Genomic DNA, 23,599 nt, shown 5'->3' with positions numbered 1-23,599 from the left:
ACTCTCTCCCACACCCGCACACCCCACACCTCCCGAAGGAGGCTCCCCCCATGTCCGGATCCGACAGTCACCCGGTCCGACGCCGCACCTTCGTCCTCTCCGCCGCGGCCGCGGCCGGTTCGGCCGCCCTCGCCGGCCCACTCGCCTCCCCCGCCTCCGCCGCGAGCTTCGGCTGGAGCGACGACGGCTCGAACTACGTCGTCGACACCGGCGCGAGCCTGGTCTTCAAGGTCAGCAAGACCAACGGCGACCTGACCTCGCTCGTCCACAAGGGCATCGAGTACCAGGGCTACGACGGCAAGAACTCCCACATCGAATCCGGCCTCGGCACCTCGACGGTGACGATCGGCCAGTCCGGTCCGACGATCCTGATCTCGGTCGCCTACGGCACACTCAGGCACTACTACGCGGCCCGCAGCGGCGAGAACAACATCTACCTGTGGACCAACAAGGCCGACACCTCCGTCTCGGCCACCCGCTACATCCTGCGCGTGAAGACGGGCCTGTTCCTCAACGACGAGCCCGACTCCTACACGTACACGTCCTCCACCATCGAGGCCTCGGACGTGTTCGCGAAGTCGGACGGCCAGACCCGCTCCAAGCACTACTCCAAGGTGCGCGTGATCGACTACAACTACGTCGGATGGTCTACAGGATCCGTCGGACTGTGGATCGTCCGCAGCAACCACGAGAAGGCCTCGGGCGGCCCCTTCTACCGCTCCCTGCTGCGCCACCAGAGCGCCGACGGCGGCGGCCTGTACGAGATCCTCTACTACGGCGAGAACCAGACCGAGGCCCAGCGCTTCGGCCTCCAGGGCCCCTACGTCATCGCCTTCACGGACGGCGGCGCGCCCTCCTCGTCCCTCTATCCGGGCACCCTGACCACGTCCTGGGCCGACTCCCTCGGCATCTCCGGGTACGTCGCCGCGAGCGGGCGGGGCCGGGTGGCCGGCGTCGGCATCAGCGGACGGAACACGGCGTACCCGTACACGGTCGGGCTCGCCAACTCGGCCGCCCAGTACTGGGGGTCGGCACGGGCCTCGGACGGCTGGTTCTCCATCGGCGGGGCACTGCCGGGGACGTACACACTGACCGTCTACAAAGGCGAGTTGGCTGTATACAGTACACAGGTGACCGTATCCGCCGGCGGGACGACCACCCTCAACACGATCACCATCCCGTCCTCCAACGACCCGGCCAACGCCGGCGCGATCTGGCGGATCGGCGACTGGAACGGCACGCCCGGCGGCTTCAAGAACGCCGACCTGATGACGTACGCGCATCCCTCCGACGTACGGGCCGCCTCCTGGACCGGGAACGTGGTCATCGGCAGCGGCACCGAGACGTCCGCCTTCCCCTGCTACCTGTGGAAGGACGTCAACAGTGGCATCATCGTCTACTTCCGGCTGACCGCCGCCCAGGCCGCCGCAGCGCACACCCTGCGCATCGGCGTGACGACGGCCTACGCCAACGGCCGGCCGCAGATCGTCGTCAACGACGCCTGGACGTCGGCCGTCCCCTCCCCGCCCACCCAGCCGAGCACCCGGTCGCTGACCGTGGGCTCCTACCGGGGCAACAACCACACGTTCACCTACAGCGTCCCGGCGTCGGCCTGGCTGACGGACACCAGCGCCTACAACCAGCTGAGGATATATGTGGCGAGCGGTTCGGGGACGACGTCCTTCCTCAGCGCGGGCACGTCGATCGACGCGATCGACCTGCTCGCCTGACATCACGTCATGAACTCTGTGTCCACTGCTGGTTCGTACCGCCGTTGCACGTGTAGGTGATGATCGCGGCCGAGTTGGCGGTGGACGCGCCGTTCACGTCGAGGCATTCGCCGCTGGCCCGGGACTTGATGTTCACGTAGCTGCCGCTGGTGGTCACGGACCACTGCTGGGTGGTGGCCGAGGAGTCGCAGTTCTCCTGGGAGACGGTGCTGGCGTTCTCCTGCACGCACAGGGAGCTGTGGCGGGCGACCAGCTGGTAGTAGCCGCTTCCGACGGACTTGAACCAGTACTTCTGGTTGTTGCCGCCGTTGCAGGTGTACTGCTTGATCTGGGTGCCCTGCCACAGCGACTGGCTGGTCACGTCGGCACACTTGGAGGAGTGCCGGGCGACCAGCGTGTTGTAGGTGGCGCTGGTGCCGGTCACCGTCCCGGCGGCCGTGTCCACGGTGACCTCCGGGTACCAGGACATGGACAGGGTCGTCGAGGTCGGGAAGGTCAACGGCAGCCACACGTAACGGGAGTCGTTGACGGTGCCGCTGAAGGAGTTGCCCCAGCGGTCGCCCATGTAGAGGTACGACGTCCCCGAAGTGCCCTGGACCGGAAGGACGTACGCGGTCTGCGAGCCGTAGGCGGTGGAGTCGCCGACGTTCGTCATCGACGTCCATGGGCCGGACAGGCTCGTCGCGGTGGCGTACTGCTGCTGGTTGGGGTTCCAGCCGGTCGCGCCCGAAGTCAGCATGAAGTAGACGCCGCCCCGCTTGAACAGAGCCGGCGCCTCACGGTGGCCGCCCGCCCAGGGGTTCGCGACGAGGCTGTCGATGGCCGTGTAGTCGGCGGTGAGCTTGTAGATGTGCAGGTCGTAGTTCTCGTTGGCGGCGGAGATCATGTAGCCGGTTCCGTCGGTGTCGACGAAGGTCGTGATGTCCCGGGACATGTGCGAGCCGAGCGGGCGGAAGCTGCCCTGGTAGGTGTAGGTCCCGTCGACGGTGTCGGAGACGGCGACGGCCGCGCGGGCCTCGCTGTAGTCGGTGCCGTTCTCCTTGTGCATCCACATCACGAACTTGCCGGTGGACGCGTTGTAGACGACCTTGGGCCGCTCGATGTAGGCGGTGCCGAGCTCGGAGGCGCTGGACTGGGTCAGGACATGGTTCCTGAACTCCCAGTTCTTCAGGTCGGTGGAGCGGTAGGCGTCCACGTACCGGAAGGTGTTGTCCGCGTTGCGGTCCTCACCGAACCAGTAGTAGTAGCTGCCGACCTTGATGACACCGCCGCCGTGCGCGTGCACGACAGCGCCGGAAGTGTCGGTGAACTGGACGCCGTTGGGGACGGTCACGGCCGCCGCCTGGGCGGGGCCGGCGGTGGCGAGTGCGCCGGCCAGCGCCAGACAGAGGGCGAGCAGGGTGGCGTACACACGTCTCATGGGGATACCTCTCGGGGAACGGCCACCTTCACGGGACTACAGGTGTGTTCGGGGCTGTGGGGGTGTTCGGGAGTGTGGGGGTGTTCGGGACTGCGGGGGCGTTCGGGACTGCGAACAACATGTGGAATGACGAACGCCGAAAAGGTAAGGGTGTGTTACCAGCGGGTCAACGGGTCGGACGGGACTTGACAGAAAGCCTTTTCCGGAGGGGGCCCGGCGGGACCCGGACGATTCCGGCGCGGCACAGAATTTCTGTTATCGGCGGTGACCCCGTAGCGTCTCCGACCCGTGCGCACCCCCCTCCACACCTCAGCAGCGGCCGCCGGGGCCCTCGCGGCCGTCGCCGCCCTCCTGGCCACCGCTCCCCCGGCCGTGGCCGCCGGCGCCCGGGACGTCACCGCCGACGTACTCGCGAACCGGGACGTGACCCTCACCGGCGACACGGTGATCAGCGTTCCCTCCGGGACGACGACGTACGACGGCGTCCTGCGCGGCGAGGGCACGCTCACCGTCCGCGGCGGCGGAACACTGGTCCTCACCAAGGACAGCGACTTCACCCTGCCGAAGGCCCGGCAGCGGCAGGTCGTGCGCACGCAGGGCGGCAACCACCCGTACACGACGGTCACCCGCCCCGACCCGCCCGCGATCACCGTCGAACGCGGCACGACCCTGCAGTACGGCACCGGCGGCGGCACCGGACTGATCGGCCACTTCCCCTACAACACCCCCGGATACCAGCTCAACCAGCTCAACATCCGCGTCGACGGCACCCTCCGCCTGTCGCTCACCCGCACCTTCAACATCGGCACCATCAGCGGCTCCGGCCTGGTCACCCAACCCCGCAACATGTGGGGCACCCTCGACCTGGCGGGCACGCACCCCTTCTCCGGGGTCATCGACAACGGCACCGGCATGGCCGTCGGCCGCCCCGAGTACCCCGTGGCACTGCCCAGCGCCCGCGCCGTCCTCAACCAGGGCTCCTGGATCATCGACACCCCGCTGAACCAGACGATCACCCTGCGCCAGGACTTCTACCAGCGGGAGTACGGCAGCGACGTCAACGTCCACAGCCGGCCCGGCAGCAAGGTCGTCCTCACCGGGCAGTACAGCTACAGCGACCGGGGCGGGGACACGCATCCGTCGCTGAGCGACTCGGGCCTCAACTGGCGTGCGATTCCTCATCAGTTGAACAAGCGGGGCACCAACATCGAGGGTGCGGACGTCCGGTGGGGCGACGGCACCACACACCGCATCTTCATGCCGGGCACCAAGGACACCGTCTACATCAATCTGCACGAGCGCAGCGGACGCCGGTCGCTGCTGACGTTCGACTACAACGGGCCGGTGACGCTCGGCGCCCCGATCGGCGGCGGCCAGTACCACGACACGCTCGCCGCACCCGGCGCCGGGGACATCGTCATCGCCGGCACCAGGGGGAACGACGTCACCTTCGCGGCCGCCCAGCACTACGACGGCTCCACGACCGTCGAGAAGGGCGCGGTGCTGCGACTGGGCTCGGGGGCGGCGGGCGGTGACGGTTCCCTGCTCACCGGCACGGCGCGGCGGCGGATCGTGAACAACGGGACGCTGGTCGTGCGGAACACCACGACTCCCGTCTCCCTGTCGGGGATCGGCGGCAGCGGCGCGCTCGTCCAGTCCGGGGCGGCGACCACGACCCTCACCGGGTCCTCCGTGACGTACACCGGGACGACGACGGTCCGCAGGGGAACCCTGGCCCTGCGGAACGGGGCGAGTCTCGCCAACAGCCGTGCGGTGCGGCTGACTTCGGCCGGCTCGCGGCTGGACACGGGCGGCTCGGCGTTGCGGGTGATGAGCACGCTCGACGGCAAGGGCACGGTGAAGGGGGCCGTGACCAACGCGGGCGTGGTCGCGGGCGCGTTGACGGTGAGCGGTGACTACGCCCAGAGCGACGAGGGGCAACTCGTGCTGGGTGATGTGCCGTTGAAGGTGGGCGGTCGGGTGCGGCTGGGCGGGGGGCTCGACCTTTCGAAGGCCGCGAAGGCTGCGAAGGCTGCGAAGGCAGAAGAAGGGGCGAAGGCAGAAGAAGGGGCGAAGGAGATCACCGTGCTCGACCACACCGGGCGCGGGGCGGTCTCCGGCACCTTCGACGGGCTGCGGGAGGGCGCCCGGGTGCAACTCGCCGACGCCGTCTACCGGATCAGCTACCGGGGCGGTGACGGCAACGACGTGGTGCTCACCGCCGACAGCAGGAGCGCCTCTCCCTCCGCCACCCGCAAGTCGTCCGCTTCCGGCGACGTGGCGGCCAGGACCCACAGCGCGAGCACCGGGATGAGCAGCGGGATGGGGTGGTGGCCGTATGTGCTCGCCGCGGGGCTGCTCGCCGGACTCGGGATGCCGATGACGCTGCGGAGACGGGCCAGGCCCCGCCGAGGAGGCGGGCGGCACGCGGGGTAGGGAGTGCCCGAAGGCCACCGCCGCGGTGCGGTCGACGGCGGAAGGGCCGACCACCGCTACCTGCCGCTGGGCGCCTCCGGGAATCCCACCCGCGGGGCCAGGGAGCGCGCCTCCGCCGCCCACCGGCCGAGGAAGGCGAGCGTCAACCCCCGCTCGTGGTAGCGCAGTTCGGCCGACACCGTCCGCTCGCCGCCGTAGTCCAGCTGTGGGTGGCCGGCGCGGGCGAGCATACGGGCCGTGAGCCAGTCGTACTTCACTGCCGACGCGCACACCGCGAGCCGCACAAGGCGCTCGTCGCCGCGCCAGCCGCTCTCCCGCAGGCCGTGCAGGTACGCGTCGTAGGCGGAAGCCGCGTACTCGGGGAGGCGGGCAGCGGGCAGGAAGAGGTCGAAGACCGTGTCCGGGAGGTAGTTGCCGAGGTCCTCGCCGAGCGCGCCGTCGCCCGCGAACGCCCAGTCGAACGCCACGGACTCCGCACCGTCCGACGAGCGGACGTTCGCCGGCCACATGTCGAGATGACTGAAGGCGCGCGGGAGGCTCTCCATGATGTCGAGGAACCAGTCCCGGTCGTGGTGCAGCCGGACCATGTCGGTGCGCAGGCCGGGCGGGAAGTGGTCGCGGACCAGGGGCTGCCGCCAGGCCTCGTCGTCGTCGAGGAGTTCCTGGCCGAGGGTGTTCTTCCCGACGTACTGGCGCAGGAAGCGCCGGGTCAGCCAGGGCTGGTCGACGGGCGGTGCCGCACCCTGGGCGCGGCCCAGCCGGTGGAGGTGTTCGATGTGCCGGGTGAGCGGCCAGGCCGTGGCGGGTTCGCCGACGACGTGTTCCAGCCACAGTGCGAGGTCTCCGTCCGGCCGCTCGACGCAGGCCAGCAGACGGGGGGCGCGGACGCCGTACGGCTGCCAGCGCGCGTCCAGGCCGGAGGCGTAGACCTCGGCCTCGCGCCGCCAGTAGTTCCAGTGCCGCGGGTCGTCCGAGGCGGCCCAGGCGCCGTCCGTTCCCTTGGCGCGGGTGAGGATCTTGAGCACCGCCGAGCGGTCCCCGGCCGAGACGGTCCAGACACCGCCGGTGACACCGTTCATCGGGTTGTGCGTGAGCGGGGTGAGCCGGGCGGATCCGCGGGGGGCGCCGAGCAGCTCGCCGGCTTCCGCGTGGACGAGGTCGGTGTCGGACGGCATCCGCCAAGGCTAGCGGGGCTCTCTCCCACATGGTGGGCGATCTGTTCACGGGATGGACGGAGCGGGCCTCTGTACCGCCGCTTCGACTAGCGTCGTGACATGACCAGCGACACCCCTTCCCCCGACGGCGCCCCTTCCCCGTACGGCGCCCCGCTCGCCGAGGCCCTCGCCGCCGGAACCGTCGTCCTCGACGGCGGCATGTCCAACCAGCTGGAGTCCGCCGGGCACGACCTGAGCGACGAGCTGTGGTCCGCGCGGCTGCTGGCCGAACGGCCCGAGGCGATCACCGAGGCGCACCTCGCCTACTTCGAGGCGGGCGCGAACGTCGCGATCACCTCCAGCTACCAGGCCACCTTCGAGGGCTTCGCCAAGCGTGGCATCTCGCACGAAGAGGCCGCCCGGCTGCTGGCGCTGAGCGTGGAACTGGCCCGGGAGGCCGCGCGTCAGGCCCGGGACAAGGGGATCACGCAGCCGCTGTGGGTGGCCGCGTCGGTGGGGCCGTACGGCGCGATGCTCGCGGACGGCTCCGAGTACCGGGGCCGCTACGGGCTGAGCGTGGCGGAGCTGGAACGCTTCCACCGGCCCCGTCTGGAGGTCCTGGCCGCCGCGGCGCCCGATGTGCTGGCGCTGGAGACCGTGCCCGACGCCGACGAGGCCGAGGCGCTGCTGCGCGCGGTGCGGGGGCTGGGAATGCCGGTCTGGCTTTCGTATACCGTCGACGGTGGACAGACGCGTGCCGGTCAGCCACTGGATACCGCGTTCGCCCTGGCCGCCGACGTCGACGAGGTGATCGCGGTCGGCGTCAACTGCTGCGCACCCGAGGACGTCGACTCCGCCGTCGCGACCGCCGCCCGGGTCACGGGCAAGCCGGTCGTCGTCTATCCCAACAGCGGAGAGGCCTGGGACGCCCGGGCCCGCGCCTGGAAGGGCCACTCCTCCTTCGCTCCCGAGCAGGTCCTCGGCTGGCGGGACTCGGGTGCGCGGCTGATCGGTGGCTGCTGCCGGGTGGGCCCCGAGGCGGTGGCGTCGATCGCGCGGACCCTGCGAACGGCGTAGTTCCACCGCCCGCACCTGCGGACACTGCTAGCCTCCGCTCGTGGAAACCGGTTGCTGCCGGTGTTTCCGAAGGGGAGGGGCGGGATGACGAGAAAAAGCGCGGACGCGGCGCGCAGCACCATCCGTGACGTGGCGGCCCGGGCGGGGGTGTCCGCCTCGACCGTGTCGCGGGTGCTCGGCGGGGTGTATCCGGTGAGCACCGAGACCCGTACACGGGTGCTGCAGGCCGTCGGCGAACTGGACTACGTCGCCGACGCCCGCGCCAAGGCGGTCGCGGGGGCCGGGACGCCCACCCTGGCGTTCGTGCTGGAGGACATCACCGGGCCGTCGTTCGCCCACATGGCCCACGGTGTCGAACGCGAGGCGCACCGGCTCGGCCATCTGTGCCTGGTGTGCAGCACGGAGGGCGACGTGGGCCACGAGCTGGACTTCGTCGAGACGATGCGGGCCCAGCGGGCCACCGCCGTGATCCTGGTCGGCGGCGGCGCCGACACCCGGGAGTACCGCGAACGCACCCGCCGCATGGCCGACTCACTGGCGTCGGCGGGATCCCGGCTGGTGCTGTGCGGGCGCCCGCCGCTCGGCCCGGGCGCGCCGGTGACGGTCGTCGAGTACGACAACGAGGGCGGCGCCTTCGCCCTCGTCGCCCACGTCCTGGCCCAGGGCCACCGCCGGGTGCTGTTCCTCGGCGGCAAGCCGGACCACACCACGGCGCTGGGCCGGGAGCGCGGGTACACCGAGGCCCACCGGGCGCGGGGCGTCGAGGTGGACCCGGCGCTGGTGCTGCACGGCGACTTCACCCGTGACACCGGGCATCGTCTGGTGCGTCAGGCCCTGGAGCAGGGTCTGGACTTCACGGCGGTCGTCGCCGCCACCGACATGGTCGCGGCGGGGGCGCTGACCGCCCTGCACGAGGCCGGCCTGGACGTGCCGGGCGATGTTTCTCTCACCGGTTACGACGACATTCCCTTCGCCCGCGACCTGAGTCCCGCCCTGACCACGGTGCACGTCCCCTACGAGGAGCTCGGCCGCCTGGCGGTCCGCACGGTGCTGGGCCGCTCCCCGAACGCGCCGGGCGAGCATCTGCTGCTGGGCACGCACGTGGTGGTGCGGGACTCGGTGGCGGGGGTGGGAAAGGGTTCGGCGGCGGCCAGGTGAAACCCCGGGCCACCGGTCACCGCGTCACCACCGTCCCTGCGGTCACTGCGGTCACTGCCGTCGCTGCCGTCGCTGCCGTCACCGGCGTCGCACTCCCCCGGCCCTGCTCAGCCACCGCACCGCCGACCTGAGCTCCGTACGGCGCACGACACGGCCGCCGGCCGACGGGTCCGGCGGCCCGGTCACCGAGGGCTCCTCGGGGGAGGTTCCGGCCACCGCCCACAGCGCCAGCTCCGCGTCGCGTGGCCCGTACGCCGTGTACGGCGCCGCGTCGCCCTCGCCGAAGACCCGTACGGGATGCCGGGCGTCCCACGCCTCCCATCCCGGATCGCCCGTCGCCGCGAACCGCACCCACGCGGTGTGCATGGCGTCGGCCAGTTCCTGCGGGGCGCCCTCCCCGGCGAGCTTCGCGGACTCGGGGGTGTAACCGGTGTCGAAAACGAACCCGAGTTCCAGCGCGTGGCAGGCGCCGAGGCCGGGACGGAGCGAGGTCCAGGCGAACTCGTAGCCGTACGACGTCCCGGGGCGGGCGTCGGCCAGGCGCTGCAGCGGCAGGCGCAGCAGGTGGTCGGTGACCAGCTGGCCGACGATCTCGGTGGTGCCGGCCTCGGGGTGCAGGGCGCGGTAGCCGCGCGGCACCTCGTGGCCGCAGTGGCAGCGGGCCATGGCGCCGGCGAGGGCGACGGCGCCGAGCCGGTCGACGCGTTCCAGCAGGCCGCCCGGGACGAGCCAGAGCCGGTACTCGTCGCGGGTCCAGCCGAAGAGGAGGTCGGTGCCGAGGGCGGCGTCGCCGTCGACGAGGGCTTCCAGCGGGTCGCGCGGGACCAGGTCGCCGTCGACGACGATGCCGAAGGCGGGACCGCCCAGGACCGGGCTGCTGAGTCTGCCGATGTCGGCCTGGGTGCGCAGCAGCAGGTCGCGGTCGACGGCGGCGAAGGCTTCTGCGGTGGCGGGGATCCTCAGCCGGTTCGCCATCCGGCGCACCATGCGGCGTACCTTGTCCCGTTCGAAGGCCTCGGGCGGCCCGCTCTGCAGGACGGCCCGCCGGAAGAGCCCCTGGGCCTGCGGGGCGGCGATCAGCGCGCCGGTGCTGATGGCGCCGGCGGACTGCCCGGCCAGGGTGACCCTGTCGGGGTCGCCGCCGAAGTCCCTGATGGACCGGTGGACCCATTGCAGCGCGGCGAGTTGGTCGCGCAGGCCCGGGTTGGCGGGAGCGTCGGGAAACAGTCCGTAGCCCTCCACTCCCAGCCGGTAGTTGATCGAGACGAACACGATTCCGTCGCGCGCGAAGTGCCGTCCGTCGTACACCGGAACGGCCGAGGATCCCCTGGTCAGGGCCCCGCCGTGCAGCCACACCAGGACGGGGAGGCGGCCGTCGGGGCCGGGTTCGGGGGTCCAGACGTTGAGGTTGAGACAGTCGTCGCCGGGCACGACGGGGTCGGACAGGTACTGGGCGAAGGCGTCGGAGTACGGCGGTTTCGGCGGCGTCGGCCCGAAGCCGCCCGCGTCGCGCACCCCGTCCCAGGGTTCGGGCGGCTCGGGCGGCCGGAACCGGCGGAGGCCGAAGGGCGGGGCGGCGTACGGGATGCCCCGGAACACCGCGACGCCGCGCTCGTACCTGCCGCGTACCGCCCCGTAAGGGGTTCTGACCACGGGGTTCGCCTGGTCTGCCGTCATGCGCCCACCAGCCCTTCGCCGCCTCGTGCACCGGTAACACAAGAGCACCACACCACCGGGGGGTATTCCGGTGCACGAGGCGGGAAAAGGGCTATTTGGCGTACATCAGCGTGCCGAAGCCGAGCTGGTCGTAGCCGCCGCTGGTGGAGCCGTAGTCACCGCCGCCGCCCTCGGGGGCGACGAGGTTGTAGTACATCTGCGAGATGTACTTGTCGTCCAGGTACAGCCGCCGGTTGTAGTGGAAGTGGAGCATGGCCCACACCGGGCGGATCTGGCCGCGGCTGCCGGAGCCGATCACGGTCTGCGACTGCTGGGAGCAGTTCGTGCCGCTGCCCCAGGTGTAGGTGGTGTACGGGACGTCCAGGCCCAGGTTGTACTTGGCGACGTACTGGGCCGCTTTGAAGAACCTCCTGCTGTCGTAGCTGTACAGGTCGTCGCCCTGGTTCCAGGCCATCTCGCAGATCGCGCCCATCTGCCCCATGCCCATGATGGTGTGGCCCTGGTCACGGCCGGACTCCTGCCACTGGCCGAGGTCGTAGCCGTCGACGCCGCTGTACAGGAACGGCACCGCGTTCTGGATGGAACCGTTTCCCGCGCCGGTCTTGAAGTAGTTGACGGCCTGGTCGTACTTGGCGGCGTCGTCGGTGAGGATCCCGATGGCCATGACCGAGGCCATGTTGCACAGGTCCCAGTTGGCCCAGTAGTTGGTGATGCAGGCGCCGTTGTGCTGGGTGAGGAACTGGTTGTTGAGCGGGTAGAAGACGTTGACCATCATCTGCTGGAACGCGGCCAGGTCGAACCCCGCGTAGCCGCGCATGAGCTCGGCGGCCTGGCAGAACGTCCAGCCGTAGATGCCGGCGGCGAGGAACCGGTCGGCGTTGCCCTGGATGGACGTGAGGGTGTCCGCCCAGGCGTTGAGGATGCGGACGGCGCAGTCCGCGTTGGCGCTGGTGCCGCCGACGACCCAGCGCAGGGCGTTCTGGTAGGCGGCGGCGATGTCGTTGTAGAGGAGGCCGTAGTTCTCGGGGTAGCCCGAGCCTCGGTAGACGGTGGCCTGCGGGTTGGGGGTCCAGGTGGACGCCGAGTGGGAGTTGGCGGTCAGCCGGTTCCAGCCGGACAGCCAGGGGTCGGTGCCCGCGGCGACCCTGACCTTGGCGCGGTTGATGTCGCCGGCGTTGTGCAGCATGCCGGGGTGGGTGAAGGTCGCGGGGGCCGCGTCCGCCGTGGTGGCGGCGACCGCCGTAGTGACGGCAGACGCAGCACCCAGTGCGACGGCCGCGGTGAGGCCGCCGGCGGTCTTCAGCAGACCGCGACGGCTCAGCTCACCGGTGTGGAGGTGCTGGTGGGGGGAAGTGCGGCTCATCGTGGTGCATCTCCAATCCATGGAGGATCAGTCGGTGGTGATACTCACCTCGCCGAACTCGGTGGTGCAGCGGGCCAGGGGGCTGCGGGAGCAGACCACGAGGCCCACGTAGTAGGGGGCGTCGCCGAAGCCGGGGATGTCTCCCGCGGCGAGGGGGGTCCAGCTGACGCCGTCATCGGTGGAGAAGGACGCGCTGAAGGTGGTGCCGGAGCGCTTCAGCCGCAGCAGGGTGGGCAGGCCGACCGTGCCGCTTCCGGAGAAGGCGGAGGCGCCGGCCACGGTCTTGCGCAGCATGAGCTGCGCGGTGGTGCCACCCGTGACGACGGCTCCGGCGGCCTGGTCGAACGGGGACAGCGACTTGGCCATGAGCAGGCCCACCCGGTCGCCGCTCGTCCCGCTGCGGGAAACCAGCCGGGCGGTCACCTCGCAGTCGCCGGTGACGGGCTGCCGTACGAACTGGCCTGTCATGCCCTGGCCGTTGGCGTTGAGCTCGTACCCGGCGCCCCGCACCACGAAGGTCCCGTCCTCGTAGGCGGAGCTGCCGGGCGTCTGGATGGCGACCACGCCGAGCGTCCCGAAGGCGCGGTCGTCGAGGACCACGTCGCCCAGGTCGCCGTACGTCCACGGGCCGGGCGGAGGAGTGCCGACCGTGAGCGTGAGCGTGCCGCTCCCGTCACCGGCGGCGTTGCCCGCGGTGGTGACGACGGTGAACTCGCCCGTCTCGTCGGGGGTTCCGGAGACGACACCGGTGCGCTTGTCGAGGCGCAGGCCGTCCGGCAGGCCGTCGGCGGTGAACCGGATGGGCTCGTGCGAGGCCCGCAGTACGTGCCGGAAGGGGACGCCCTTGTTCGCGAACGCGGTGGCCCGGGAGGTGAGTTCGGGCACCGAAGGCGTCGGCATCTGCGCTGCGGCCGGCTCCGACAGGGGGCCGCGCCCGCCGCCGTTCGACTTGGAGACGACGTAGTGGTACGTCGTGCCGGGCGTTCCCGTGGCGTCCGCGTACGTGATGCGGGCACCGAACCCGACGGGGCCGACGGAGGTCGCGATCGTCTGGAACGGGCCGTCCGCGCCGGTGGCCCGCAGCACCTTGTACCGGGCCGAGAGGTCCGGGTCGGTCCAGGCCAGCTCCACAGCGTCCGCGCCCGTGGTTGCCCGCAGGTCGGTGGCGGCGCGCCGGGAGCGTGGCGTGCTCCAGACCTCGCCGGTGGCCGACGACGTCACGGTGACGCAGTCGAAGGCTCCGGTGCCGGTCTCGGCGTAGTCCTCGTCGACGCCGAGGCAGGAGGTGAGGGCGAGTCCCGCGTACGCGGTGTATCCGAGGTCGACCTCCGTGGAGCCGACGTCGGTCCAGCGGATGCCGTCCGGGGAGATGGCTCCTGTGCAGCGCCGGCCCTTGCGGGTGACGCGCACCCAGTACGGCATGCGCAGCCGGTAACCGTCGCCCGCGCCCTCGACGTACGGGGCCTCCAGCGGGGTCGCCGACTCGGGCAGTTCCCCGAGGTTGGAGATCGGGAACGACGCGCTGGTGGTGATGGCCTCCTGCTGGCTGGGCGGCACGGGCGTGCTGCCGGTGGCGGAGACGGACGCGCCGGTCGTCGGGCGTACGGTCCACACACCGCTCCAGGTGTGCAGCGGCAGGCCCTGGATCAGCATCGACGCGTGCGCGGCGTCGGCGTCGAGGGAGTCGCGGAGGGTGACGCCGATCTTCGAGTACTGCGAGCTGAGCGGGAACACGATGCGTGCGGTGACGGATCCGTCGCCGGGCAGCGGCAGGTGCGCCACCCGGTAGGTGTCCGCGGTGCCGCTCGCCTCCAGCACGAACCGCTCGCCGTCGAAGACGGCGGACCCGGCACGCTTGACGTCCCCGACGTCCTGGGTCGCCCAGGGTTCGGGCAGGCCGGCGGCGGCCGCGACCCAACCGGAACTGTCGCTTTGGCCCTGGGAGTTGGCGGCGGTGACCTGGTAGTAGTAGGTCCGTCCCGTGCGTGCGTCGGTGTCGGTGTACGTGGGCGTGCCGATGCCGGAGGCAATCTCCTCGTACGTCCCGTCGGGGCTGGTGGCCCGCTGGACGGTGTACTCGTCCGCCCACGCGGACGGCAGCCAGCTGACGGTGACGGCCTGGTCGTCGCCCGTCGCCGTGACGCCGGCCGGAGCCGTCGGCACGGTCGGCGCCGGGGCCGTCGTGCCGGCGTAGGTGAAGGTGCCGAAACTGGGCAGGTCGTCGTTGCTGCCCTCGACGACGCGGGCGCCGCCGGTGCCGCGGAAGACGGCCGCCTTCGTGTACGGGGTGTCGAGGCCGCGAACGCCGGCGTAGTGGGCGTAGTACATCTCGTAGATCGGCGGCAGGGTTCCGCGGACCTTGCTCGAGACGGTCGTCTTGATGTACTTCCCGGTACGGTCCAGGTCCGGCGTGAAGGGGACGCCGTCGTCGCCGAGGTTGTAGCGGGCCGCGTACTCCGCGTTGGCGAGGATGCGGTTGCTGTCGAAGCTCCACAGGTCGACGCCCTGGTTCCAGGCGACCTGGGCGGCGTCGCCCATCAGGCCGACGGCGAGCTGCTCGTGGCCCTGGTCGCGGCCGGACTCCTGGCCCTGGCCGGCGTCGGTGACGACGCGGTTGCGGACGCTGCCGTTGCCGGCGCCCGCCGCGACGAACCGCAGCGCGTCCTCGAAGAGCGTGCGCTCCTCGCAGAACACGCCGATGGCCAGGATGGACTGAACGGCCGTCAGGTCCCAGTTGCCGTTGGCGTACAGCATGTATCCGGAGATCGCCGGATACCAGACGTTCAGGAAGGACTGCTCACAGCGGGCGATGTCGGCGTCCGTCCAGCCGTCGTAGTCGCTGTACCGGAGCAGCTCGGCCGCGTTGACGAACTTGAAGGCCTGCAGTCCGGCGCCGAGCGGGCCGTCGGCCCCGGTGACCATCGTCAGGGACGCCGACCAGGCATTGAGGATGTCACGCGCCTTGTCGGCGTTGGCCCGGTTGCCGGTCACGCACCACATGAGTGCGTTCTGGTAGGCGGCGGCCGAGTCGGCGACGGCCTGGTTCTGGAAGTTGGTCGGGCCACGGCCCCAGGAGGTGATCTGGCCGGTGTTCTGGATCGTGTACGTCGACTTCGAGCGGGCGTGGGCGGAAAACGTCAGGTAACCGTTGTAGATCGGCGATTCCTGAGCGGCGACCGCGGCCTTCATGCGCGCGAGGTCGGCGGCGCTGTGCAGCAGTCCGGGGTGGGTGAAGGCGCGGGGCGTGGTGTCGTCGCTCTGGGCCCACGCCGCCGCGGCGGAGGCGGACAGCAGTCCGGTTCCGGCCGCGGCCACGAGTCCCGTCGCGCCGAGGAAGTTCCGCCGGCTGAGAGGAAACACGGGTGACTCCATGGTTCTAGAGGTGCTGCGTCACGCGTGCTCTACGGTGAACGTGACGGTCTGCGTGGCGGTGCCCACGCTGTTGGTGGCCGAGACCCTGGCGGTGGAGCTTCCGACGTTGTCCTGCATGGTCCCGGAGATCAGACCCGTGGCGGTGTCGATCTCCAGCCCCTTCGGCAGCCCGTCGGCGTTGAACGACGTCGGCAGCCCGGAGGCCGTGATCAGGTAGTTGAAGACCTGGTTCTTGGTTCCGGTGGCCTGGTCCGAGCTGGTGATCACGGGCTGGTCGGTGGACGTCGCCTCGGTGGAGTTCAGGAACCGCGTGTTCAGTACGTGCTCGTTGGCGTAGGCCGGCATCATGTCGGTGAACTTGTACCAGCCGGGCTTCTTCATCCCGTTGCCGATGAACTTGCCGTTGATGACGAGGTTCTGGAAGGTGACGTTCTGGATGGCGTGGTCCGCGTCGTAGCCGACCATGATGGACGGGTTGGCGTGGGTGCCGGTGTACGTGAGGTTCTTGATGTAGACCCCGTCGATACCACGGCCGACGGAGGTGTTGTACGACTTGTTGAACATGACCCGCATGTTGATCAGCTGGCCCCAGCGGAAGTCCTCCACCCGGATGTCCTGGGCGCGGACGTTGCGCACCAGGTTGCTGTCACCGGGGTTGAGCGCGATGCACCCCTGGTAGTCCATCTGCGGTTCGCGGTGGTCCAGGATGTCGATGTTGCTGAAGACCAGGTTCTCGATGGTCTCCGGGTTGTCGGTGTTGCCGTGCGTGCCGACGTTGATCGGGTGCGCGACGTCCGCCCAGAGGGTGGAGTTACGGACGGTGATGTTGCGGCAGTCGCCGTAGTAGTCCCAGCGGTGGGCGTAGATCGCGATGCAGTCGTCGGCGTTGCGCATCCAGACGTTGTCGATGAGGACGTCCTCACTGGAGAAGACGTCGATGCCGTCGCCCCACTGCCCGTGGCTGTAGGAGTGGAAATCGCGGATCGTCACCTGCTTCGACTGGCCGACGGTGCACGCGTAGCCGCTGCTCGGGTTGAGCACCATGATGCCGTCGATCTCGATGTTCTTGGAGTACTGGAGCAGGACACCGCTCGGCGAGTTGTACAGCACGCCGCGGCCGATCAGCCGGGCGTTCTCGACGTTGACGAACTCCACCCGGGAGGTCAGCACCGCGCCGCCGGCCAGGTAGACCGTCTTGCCGCTGGGCACCTTCACCACGTTGTCGGTGGTCTTGTGCAGGCCCGGGCCGAAGTAGATGACGTCGGGGTCGTCCGGGTCGGGTACGTGCGTCTCGATCGGGTTGGCGTGCAGCTGCAGGTTGTCGAAGATCTCGCCGTTGATCTCGATGGAGAGGTTGCGCGGCTCGGTGAGGGTGAAGCTCACCGTGGCGCCGTCCACCGTGAACTGGGTGCCGTACGACAGGGGGCGGATCCGTGCGGAGCCGATGGTGCCCTTGGACGAGGTGACGGCGACCTCGACTGTGCCCTGGAAGTCGAAGGTGGCGACGGAGGAGTTGTAGACCGGACCGCTGCCGGTGTCCGCATTGATCCACTTCGCTCTCGCGCGGTAGACCGGCACCGTCTGCCATTCGCCGCCCGGCGTGCGGGCCTTGACGGAGAAGCTGGCGTTGGTCGGGACCCCGGACGGGATGGGGTACACGACCAGCTTGTCGGCCGATGCCGGGGTGTCGTCCGCTCGCGCGGTGCCGGCCGCCGCGCCGATCAGGGAGTACGCGGCCGCGGCGGCGCCCGCGGCCTGGAGAACGGTGCGCCTGGACAGACCGGTGCTCAGGTTGTCGTTCATGGTGCGGTTCCTTCAGTAAAGGGAGGGATGAGAGATACGGAAGATCACTTGAGGCCGGAGGTGGACATCCCGGCCACGAAGCCGCGCTGGGCGACGAGGAAGATCAGCAGGATGGGCACCACGTACATCACGGAGGCCGCGGCCTGGAGTTCGGGGACGGGCTGCCCGGCGGGGGTGTTGTAGGCGGTCATGATGGCGACGGCCAGCGTGGAGCGGTCGCTGGACAGCAGCAGCTGCGGGGCGATGTAGTCACCCCAGGTCCAGGTGAAGGCGATGACGAAGCTCGCGGAGAGGACCGGCCAGGACTGGGGCAGGAAGATCTGCCAGAACATCCGGGAGAAGCCGCAGCCGTCGACGATCGCCGCCTCCTCCAGCTCGCGGGGCAGGCCGGCGAAGAACTGCCGGAAGAGGAAGACAAGATACGGCGCCGCGGACAGCCCCCACAGTACCCACGGCCAGTAGGTGTCGACCATGCCGAGCTTGGCGAAGATCAGGTAGGTCGGCAGCAGGGTGATGATCTGGGGCAGCATCATCGAGCCGATCAGGATGCCGAACAGCGTCTTCTTGCCGGGCGCGGTCAGACGGGCGAAGCCGAAGCCGACCCAGGCCGAGCTGAGGGTGACGAGGGTGGCGTAGATGAGGGCAATGACCAGGGAGTTGCGGGTGTAGCCGAGGAAGTCGATCTGGTGGAAGGCGTCGGTGAAGTTGTGCCACTGGAACGCCTCGGGCAGCCAGCGGACCGGGGAGGAGGCCAGTTCGGCCTGGGTCTTGAGGCCGGAGACGACCAGCCAGCCGAACGGGCCGAGGAACAACCCGGTGATCGCGACGAGGAACGTGTAGAGGACGAGGCGGCTGCCGCGCACCTTCACGCGGGCCGAGGACGCCGAGGACGCCGAGGACTGGGAAGAGAGGCTGGTGGCGGTCACTTCTTCGCCTCCGGGTCGACGTTGTAGAAGACCGCGCCGGACGTGAACCTGAAGATGAGGCCGGTCACGACGAGGATCAGGGCGAAGAGCACCCACAGCAGCGCGGAGGCGTAGCCGTAGCGGCCGATCGCGAAGTACTGCGCGAACACGTGCATCATGTAGAGGTAGTTGGACTGCGGGACCAGCGTGACGCCGGCCGTGGTGCCGTCGGGGGCGAGCAGCAGCGGCATGATGGTCTGCACCGAGGCGATGACGCCGGTCACCGTCTGGAAGAGCAGCACGGGTGACAGCAGCGGCAAGGTGATGCTGCGGAAGGTCCGCCAGGCGCTCGCTCCGTCGACGCGGGCCGCCTCGTGCAGTTCCCGGGGCACGTCCTGGAGCCCCGCCAGCGAGATGATCATGATGTTGCCGGCGGTCCACAGCACCGTCATCAGCAGCACGTAACGGGCGTAGGGGTCGGCCAACCAGCCGAGGGCGTCGATCCCGAAGAGGTTGAGTACGCCGTTGGCGGCGCCGGAGTTCTGATCGAAGAGCTGCTTGAACGCCAGGCCGGCGCCCACCGGCGGCACCACGGCCGGGAGGTAGAGCAGGGTGCGGAACAGTCCGCGTGCTCTGAGCGGCCGGTTGACCAGGACCGCGAGGCCGAGCCCCGCGAGGATCGACAGCGGCACCGAGGTCACCGCGAACAGACCGGTGCGCCCCAGGGCGTCCCAGGTGACCGGGTCCGACAGCAGCTCTCGGTAGTTGTCGAGCCCGACGAACCGCCAGTGGGGCGATAGGCCGTCGAAGGTGGTGAGGCTGAGCCACAGCGCGTACGCCATGGGGGCGACGGTCAGCAGCAGGAAACCGATGATCCAGGGCGAGGTGAACATGTAGAACGCCCGGTGCCTGCGCGCGGTCATGGAGATCCTGGGCCGGTTCGCGCCCCGGGACGGGGCCGCGGTCGCGGCCGGTTCCGGCCGACCGGCCCTGGAGGTGATCTGCCCGGTTGTCATCCGACCTGCTCCTTACCGCGCGCGAGCTGCTCGTTCATGGCGGAGTTGAGGCGTCCGGCGAGGGTGTCGACGGACATCTGGCCGGTCATCGCCGCCGGGGCGATCTGGTTGAAGAGGGCGTCGAGCGCGTCCGCCGTGGCGTACGGGGTGAAGGAGATCAGCGAGAAGTGCTTCAGCTCGGCGTCCTGCACCTTCAGCGTCCGCTTCTGGTAGTCCTCCTGCGCCGGCATCAGCGGGCGCAGCGACTTCAGGGTCGGGATGCCCCAGCCGCCGGAGGCGCGCGCCTTGGCGGGTCCCTCGCCGAAGAACCACTCGAAGACGCGCCATGCGGCGTCCTTGTTCCGTGCCTCCTTCGGCATCCACAGGCCGGTTCCGCCCTGGCAGGGACTGATCCGCGGGCCGCCCTCGAAGACGGGGGCGGGGGCGAGGCGCGACACCTTCGCCAGCTTCTTGTCGGTGTTGATCATGCCGCCGAGCCAGTAGCCCGAGTTCGACATGGCCATCCGGTTGGCCTGGTAGGTGGGCCCGTCCCAGGCGTTGGGGTCGGGCTGGATGGCGCTCGGCCCGACCTTGGTCCTGCAGTAGTCGATGTACCAGCCCAGGGCCTTGCGGGCCTCGGGGGCGGTGAAGTCGACGCGGGTGAAGTCGTCGGTGAAGAGGCTGCCGCCGGCCGCCGCCGTCAGGCAGGCGAGAAGGCTCGATTTCATCAGGCCGTTGTAGCTGCCGCCGAAGACGGTGGTCTGGCCGTTCTTGCGCTGGGCGAGGCGCTTCGCGTTCTCCAGCCACTCCTCGTAGGTGACCGGTTCGGTCTCCGGCGGTTGGTCGACACCCGCCTTGTCGAAGAGGGAGGTGTTGCACCAGTACATGGAGTCCTGGGAGAAGTCCTTCGCCATGCCGTAGCGCGGCCCCTTGCCCTGGGTCGTGCCGTCGTAGCGCCACAGGTTGTTGACCGGGTCCAGGTCGCCGGGCCGGAGGACGCTGCTCCTGGCGAAGTACGGATCCAGTTCCTCCATGACGTCCCGCGCCGCGAAGTACGGCGTGTCGATGGCGCCGACGCCGCGCACCAGGTCGGGCGGGTTGCCGGTGGTCATCATCGCGATCAGCTTGGTGATGTCGTACTTCACCAGGACGATCTTGATGCCGAGGTCCTTGTGGGCCTGCTTGACGTCGTCACCGGTGATCTCCCCCGACTTGACCATCACCGTGACGGTGTCGCCGGATCCACTGACCCCGCTGGAGACCTGCAGGGCACATCCGCTCAGCGCCGCCGCGCCGGCCACGGCGCCACCTGCCGAGAGCGCGAGGAAGCGACGTCGACTGGGAGGGGCGCCGGCGTCAGAGCGCATGGAAACCTCGCCTTCTGGTTCGGGGATACGGGCCCGGGTGCTGCAGGGACACGAACGCCGACTGCAGCGAGATCGTCGTAGTAACAGGTAGCAACCGGTTGCTAGAGCGAGTGGCCAGAGCTTGTGCCGGTCTTGAGGTCACGTCAAGGGTCTGCGCAGACTTTCGAAAACTCTGCACGAGGACCAGGCGGTCCGCGGTGTTACCGCAGGACGATCTTCACTGCGCCGAAAAGTTCCATCTGACCTGCGAAGATCGAAGCAAATGCCGAGACGCCCCACCGGCCCGGACCAGCCCTCCAGCGATTTCGCCGGCGCGCACACCGAGGCGCCGCCATTGCCCGTCCTTGGCAACCGGTTGTGACGAAGACGTGTCCACCCCCACTCCACCGTTTCGAGGCCGGAAACATGTTTCGAGCCTGCCTGCGGCTCGTCCGCGCCGCCCCGCACCAGGCGCTCAGGCCCTCAACTACCGCCCCGACGTGGCCCTTTGCCGCCAAATCCGCTGGAAAGGATCTCAGCCCCAGCCGTTCCTCACACCGATTGACCCCGGCCGCAGGCCAGATCTACCGTAGAAGACGCTTTCAGAAAATGTTTCCCAGGCACTCAGGAGAGTCATGCCAAGCGCCCAGCTGCCCAGGGCCGTGTTCGCCATGGATCCGGTGCACCTCCCCCTGCTGTTCCCCGCGCCGCTCCTGGACCGGCTGCGGCGGACAGCCGACATCGACCCCGCGCTCGTCGTACAGGACTTCGCCGACCCGGCCGCCGCGTCCGCGCTGGCCCGCGCCGAGGTCCTGATCACCGGCTGGGGGTGCCCCCACCTCGACGCGGGCGCCCTCGCCGCGGCGCCCGGGCTGCGCACGGTGCTGCACGCGGCCGGCTCGGTCCGCTCCCTCGTCGGCGAGGCCCTGTGGAGCCACGGGGTAACCGTTTCCAGCGCGGTCACCGGCAACGCCGTACCGGTCGCCGAGTACACCCTCGCCATGATCCTGCTCGCGGGGAAGGACGCCTTCACCCACCGCGAGAGCTTCCGGCGCACCCACTCCTACCCCACCCCCGCCGAGACCGCGCCCATCGGCAACCTCGGCCGGCGCATCGGCGTCATCGGCGCCTCCCGGGTGGGCCGCCGTCTCCTGGAGCTCCTGCGCCCGTACGACTTCGAGGTCCTCCTGCACGACCCGTACGTCGACGCGGCCGAAGCCGCCGAGCTCGGCGCGCAGCTGTTCTCCCTGGAGGACCTGCTGCGCCACAGCGACATCGTCAGCCTGCACGCGCCGGACATCCCCGAGACCCGCCACATGCTCGACCGCGCCCGGCTCGCCCTGGTCCGGGACGGCGGGGTGCTGATCAACACCTCCCGGGGCGCCCTGGTCGACCACGCCGCCCTCACCGACGAACTCGTCTCCGGCCGGCTGCACGCGGTCCTGGACGTCACCGATCCGGAACCGCTGCCCGCCGACTCCCCGCTCTACCGGCTCCCCAACGTCTTCCTCACCCCGCACATCGCGGGCTCTCTCGGCAACGAACTGGAGCGGCTCGGCAGCATCGTCGTCGAGGAACTGGAGCGTCTGGCCGCGGGCCTGCCGCCGGCCCACCAGGTACGGCACGCGGACCTGGCCCGGGTGGCGTGATGCCCGCCCCCGTGCCGTCGTCCGACCCGGTTTTCCACAGGGCCCGGACGGCCCCGGCGAGCGTTGTCCACAGGCCGCTCCACCTGCCAGAACGATGGGATACCGTTTCGCCACCGGCGCGGTACCGCCCCACGTTCCGCCCGGTCATCGCGTCATGACGGGGAAGGAGCCACGACGGTGAGTCAGCGCAGGACGGCCGGCGACGCCGGACGAGCGACCATCCGCGACGTGGCGGAGCGCGCGGGCGTGTCGGTGGCGAGCGTGTCGCGCGTGCTGTCCGGCAACTACCCGGTCTCGGAAGAGCTGCGCCGCCGGGTGATGAAGGTCGTCCGGGACCTGGACTACGTCACCAACGCCCACGCCCGCTCCCTGGCCGGCGGCGGCACCCCGACGGTGGCGATCCTCCTCAACAACATCACCGGCGCCGCCTTCGCCCATGTGGCCAAGGGCGTCGAGGGCGCCGCCACGCTGCGCGGATGGCTCTCCCTGGTCGGCACCACCGGCGACGACCCGGAGCGCGAGCTGACGCTGGTCAACATGATGCGGCAGCAGGGCGTCGCCGCGGTGGTCCTGCTCGGCGGCGCCTACGACTACGAGGAGTACCAGCTGCGCATGGCCCGCTTCGCGCGCTCCCTGGACGCGGCGGGCTCGCACCTGGTCCTGGTCGGCAGGCCCCCGCTGGAGGGCGACGTACCGGCCACGACGGTCGACTACGACAACGAGTCCGGCGCCTACGCCATGGCCAGCCATCTGCTGTCCGCGGGTCACCGGCGCATCCTGATCCTGCCCGGACCGGCCGGCCTCAGCACGGCGCAGAGCAGGCTGAAGGGTGCCCGGCGGGCCTTCGAGGCGTACGGGGTGCCGTTCGACCCGGGCCTGGTCCGGCACGGTCCGTACGACGACGAGCACGGGTACGCGGCCGTCGAGACGGCCCTGCACGAGACCCCGGACTTCACCGCCGTGCTCGCCGGGACGGACATCGTCGCGGCCGGAGCCATGCAGGCGCTGCGCGCCGCGGGTCTGCGGGTGCCCGACGACGTGTCGATCGTCGGCTACGACGACATCCCGCTGGCCTCCCAGCTCACCCCCCAGCTGACCACCGTGCACGTCCCGTACGAGGAGATGGGCCGCGTCGCGCTGCGTGCGGTCGCCGACCGGCGTGAGACGGGCGCGGGTGCCCGCAAGGGCGGCGACGGCGAGCATCTCGTGCTGGGCACCCATGTCGTCGTAAGGGACTCGGTGCGGCCGCCGAAACGGCGTGGCTGACCCGATGCGCCCCTGCGCGGAGGCCTCGTGATGATCTAGTTACGTAAACGGTTTCCGTCGCTCCGACCAGCGTCAATGCTCCGCGGACCTCGCTCTTCTGCAACTTTTTGCCGCACACCTCTTGATAAGCGTGGACCGCTCGGCCTACCGTCCTCAGCAACCGGTTTCTACACCTTCCGCTTCGGCCGACCCCCACGAGCGCCAGCCGATGTCGTAGCCGACGTGTCCGGCCACCGTTCCCGGCCAGT

At 70.1% G+C, this 23,599-nt stretch carries 15 protein-coding genes; 6 read left to right on the top strand and 9 right to left on the bottom strand.

Translation table 11 applies throughout. From position 1 onward, the window contains the following. Positions 1-50 precede the first annotated feature (50 nt). Positions 51-1,730, top strand: coding sequence for a rhamnogalacturonan lyase B N-terminal domain-containing protein (locus ACLZN2_RS11710; protein ID WP_416978327.1), 1,680 nt, complete (start codon positions 51-53; stop codon positions 1,728-1,730). Between the two features lie 7 nt (positions 1,731-1,737). Here the strand turns inward: ACLZN2_RS11710 and ACLZN2_RS11705 are convergent, their stop codons facing one another. Further along, positions 1,738-3,150, bottom strand: coding sequence for an RICIN domain-containing protein (locus ACLZN2_RS11705; RefSeq protein WP_416978326.1), 1,413 nt, complete (start codon positions 3,148-3,150; stop codon positions 1,738-1,740). Between the two features lie 288 nt (positions 3,151-3,438). Between ACLZN2_RS11705 and ACLZN2_RS11700 the strand changes: the two genes are divergently transcribed. Beyond that, on the top strand, positions 3,439-5,586 hold the full coding sequence (locus ACLZN2_RS11700; protein ID WP_416978325.1) for an autotransporter: 2,148 nt from the start codon (positions 3,439-3,441) through the stop codon (positions 5,584-5,586). 56 nt (positions 5,587-5,642) lie between these two features. Here ACLZN2_RS11700 and ACLZN2_RS11695 read toward each other — a convergent pair whose 3' ends face one another. Next, positions 5,643-6,761 carry an aminoglycoside phosphotransferase gene (locus ACLZN2_RS11695; protein ID WP_416978324.1) on the bottom strand — a complete coding sequence of 373 codons (1,119 nt, stop codon included), beginning with the start codon at positions 6,759-6,761 and terminating at the stop codon, positions 5,643-5,645. 99 nt (positions 6,762-6,860) lie between these two features. Here ACLZN2_RS11695 and mmuM point away from each other — a divergent pair, with 99 nt between their 5' ends. Both mmuM and ACLZN2_RS11685 read left to right on the top strand, forming a co-directional pair. Further along, complete coding sequence (mmuM, locus tag ACLZN2_RS11690) at positions 6,861-7,817, top strand: homocysteine S-methyltransferase (protein ID WP_416978323.1); 957 nt, start codon at positions 6,861-6,863, stop codon at positions 7,815-7,817. 84 nt (positions 7,818-7,901) lie between these two features. After that, positions 7,902-8,975, top strand: coding sequence for a LacI family DNA-binding transcriptional regulator (locus ACLZN2_RS11685; RefSeq protein ID WP_416978322.1), 1,074 nt, complete (start codon positions 7,902-7,904; stop codon positions 8,973-8,975). A gap of 78 nt (positions 8,976-9,053) precedes the next feature. Here ACLZN2_RS11685 and ACLZN2_RS11680 read toward each other — a convergent pair whose 3' ends face one another. From ACLZN2_RS11680 to ACLZN2_RS11650, 7 genes are all read right to left on the bottom strand, one after another. Further along, positions 9,054-10,652 carry a carboxylesterase/lipase family protein gene (locus tag ACLZN2_RS11680; protein ID WP_416978321.1) on the bottom strand — a complete coding sequence of 533 codons (1,599 nt, stop codon included), beginning with the start codon at positions 10,650-10,652 and terminating at the stop codon, positions 9,054-9,056. A 91-nt stretch (positions 10,653-10,743) separates the two neighbouring features. Next, positions 10,744-12,015, bottom strand: a complete 1,272-nt coding sequence (locus tag ACLZN2_RS11675; RefSeq protein ID WP_416978320.1) for an alginate lyase family protein — start codon at positions 12,013-12,015, stop codon at positions 10,744-10,746. Between the two features lie 27 nt (positions 12,016-12,042). Then, positions 12,043-15,375 carry an alginate lyase family protein gene (locus ACLZN2_RS11670; protein WP_416978319.1) on the bottom strand — a complete coding sequence of 1,111 codons (3,333 nt, stop codon included), beginning with the start codon at positions 15,373-15,375 and terminating at the stop codon, positions 12,043-12,045. Between the two features lie 30 nt (positions 15,376-15,405). Beyond that, positions 15,406-17,190, bottom strand: a complete 1,785-nt coding sequence (locus tag ACLZN2_RS11665; protein WP_416978318.1) for a glycosyl hydrolase family 28 protein — start codon at positions 17,188-17,190, stop codon at positions 15,406-15,408. A 44-nt stretch (positions 17,191-17,234) separates the two neighbouring features. Further along, entirely contained in the window at positions 17,235-18,116 is an 882-nt protein-coding gene (locus ACLZN2_RS11660) for a carbohydrate ABC transporter permease (RefSeq protein WP_416978317.1), read from the bottom strand. Beyond that, positions 18,113-19,111 carry a carbohydrate ABC transporter permease gene (locus tag ACLZN2_RS11655; RefSeq protein WP_416978316.1) on the bottom strand — a complete coding sequence of 333 codons (999 nt, stop codon included), beginning with the start codon at positions 19,109-19,111 and terminating at the stop codon, positions 18,113-18,115. Before ACLZN2_RS11655 ends, ACLZN2_RS11660 begins: the two co-directional genes overlap by 4 nt. Continuing rightward, on the bottom strand, positions 19,108-20,457 hold the full coding sequence (locus tag ACLZN2_RS11650; RefSeq protein WP_416978315.1) for an extracellular solute-binding protein: 1,350 nt from the start codon (positions 20,455-20,457) through the stop codon (positions 19,108-19,110). The genes ACLZN2_RS11655 and ACLZN2_RS11650 overlap by 4 nt, the downstream gene beginning before the upstream one ends. A gap of 614 nt (positions 20,458-21,071) precedes the next feature. Between ACLZN2_RS11650 and ACLZN2_RS11645 the strand changes: the two genes are divergently transcribed. Next, positions 21,072-22,085, top strand: coding sequence for a hydroxyacid dehydrogenase (locus ACLZN2_RS11645; protein WP_416978314.1), 1,014 nt, complete (start codon positions 21,072-21,074; stop codon positions 22,083-22,085). 177 nt (positions 22,086-22,262) lie between these two features. Then, the gene (locus ACLZN2_RS11640) at positions 22,263-23,351 is read left to right on the top strand and encodes a LacI family DNA-binding transcriptional regulator (RefSeq protein WP_416978313.1); all 1,089 of its coding nucleotides are present in this window, start codon (positions 22,263-22,265) and stop codon (positions 23,349-23,351) included. The last annotated feature ends 248 nt before the right edge of the window (positions 23,352-23,599 follow it).

This window comes from Streptomyces sp. T028 (genome assembly GCF_048159505.1).
Taxonomy (GTDB): domain Bacteria; phylum Actinomycetota; class Actinomycetes; order Streptomycetales; family Streptomycetaceae; genus Streptomyces.
This window is presented reverse-complemented; position numbering and strand designations above follow the sequence as displayed.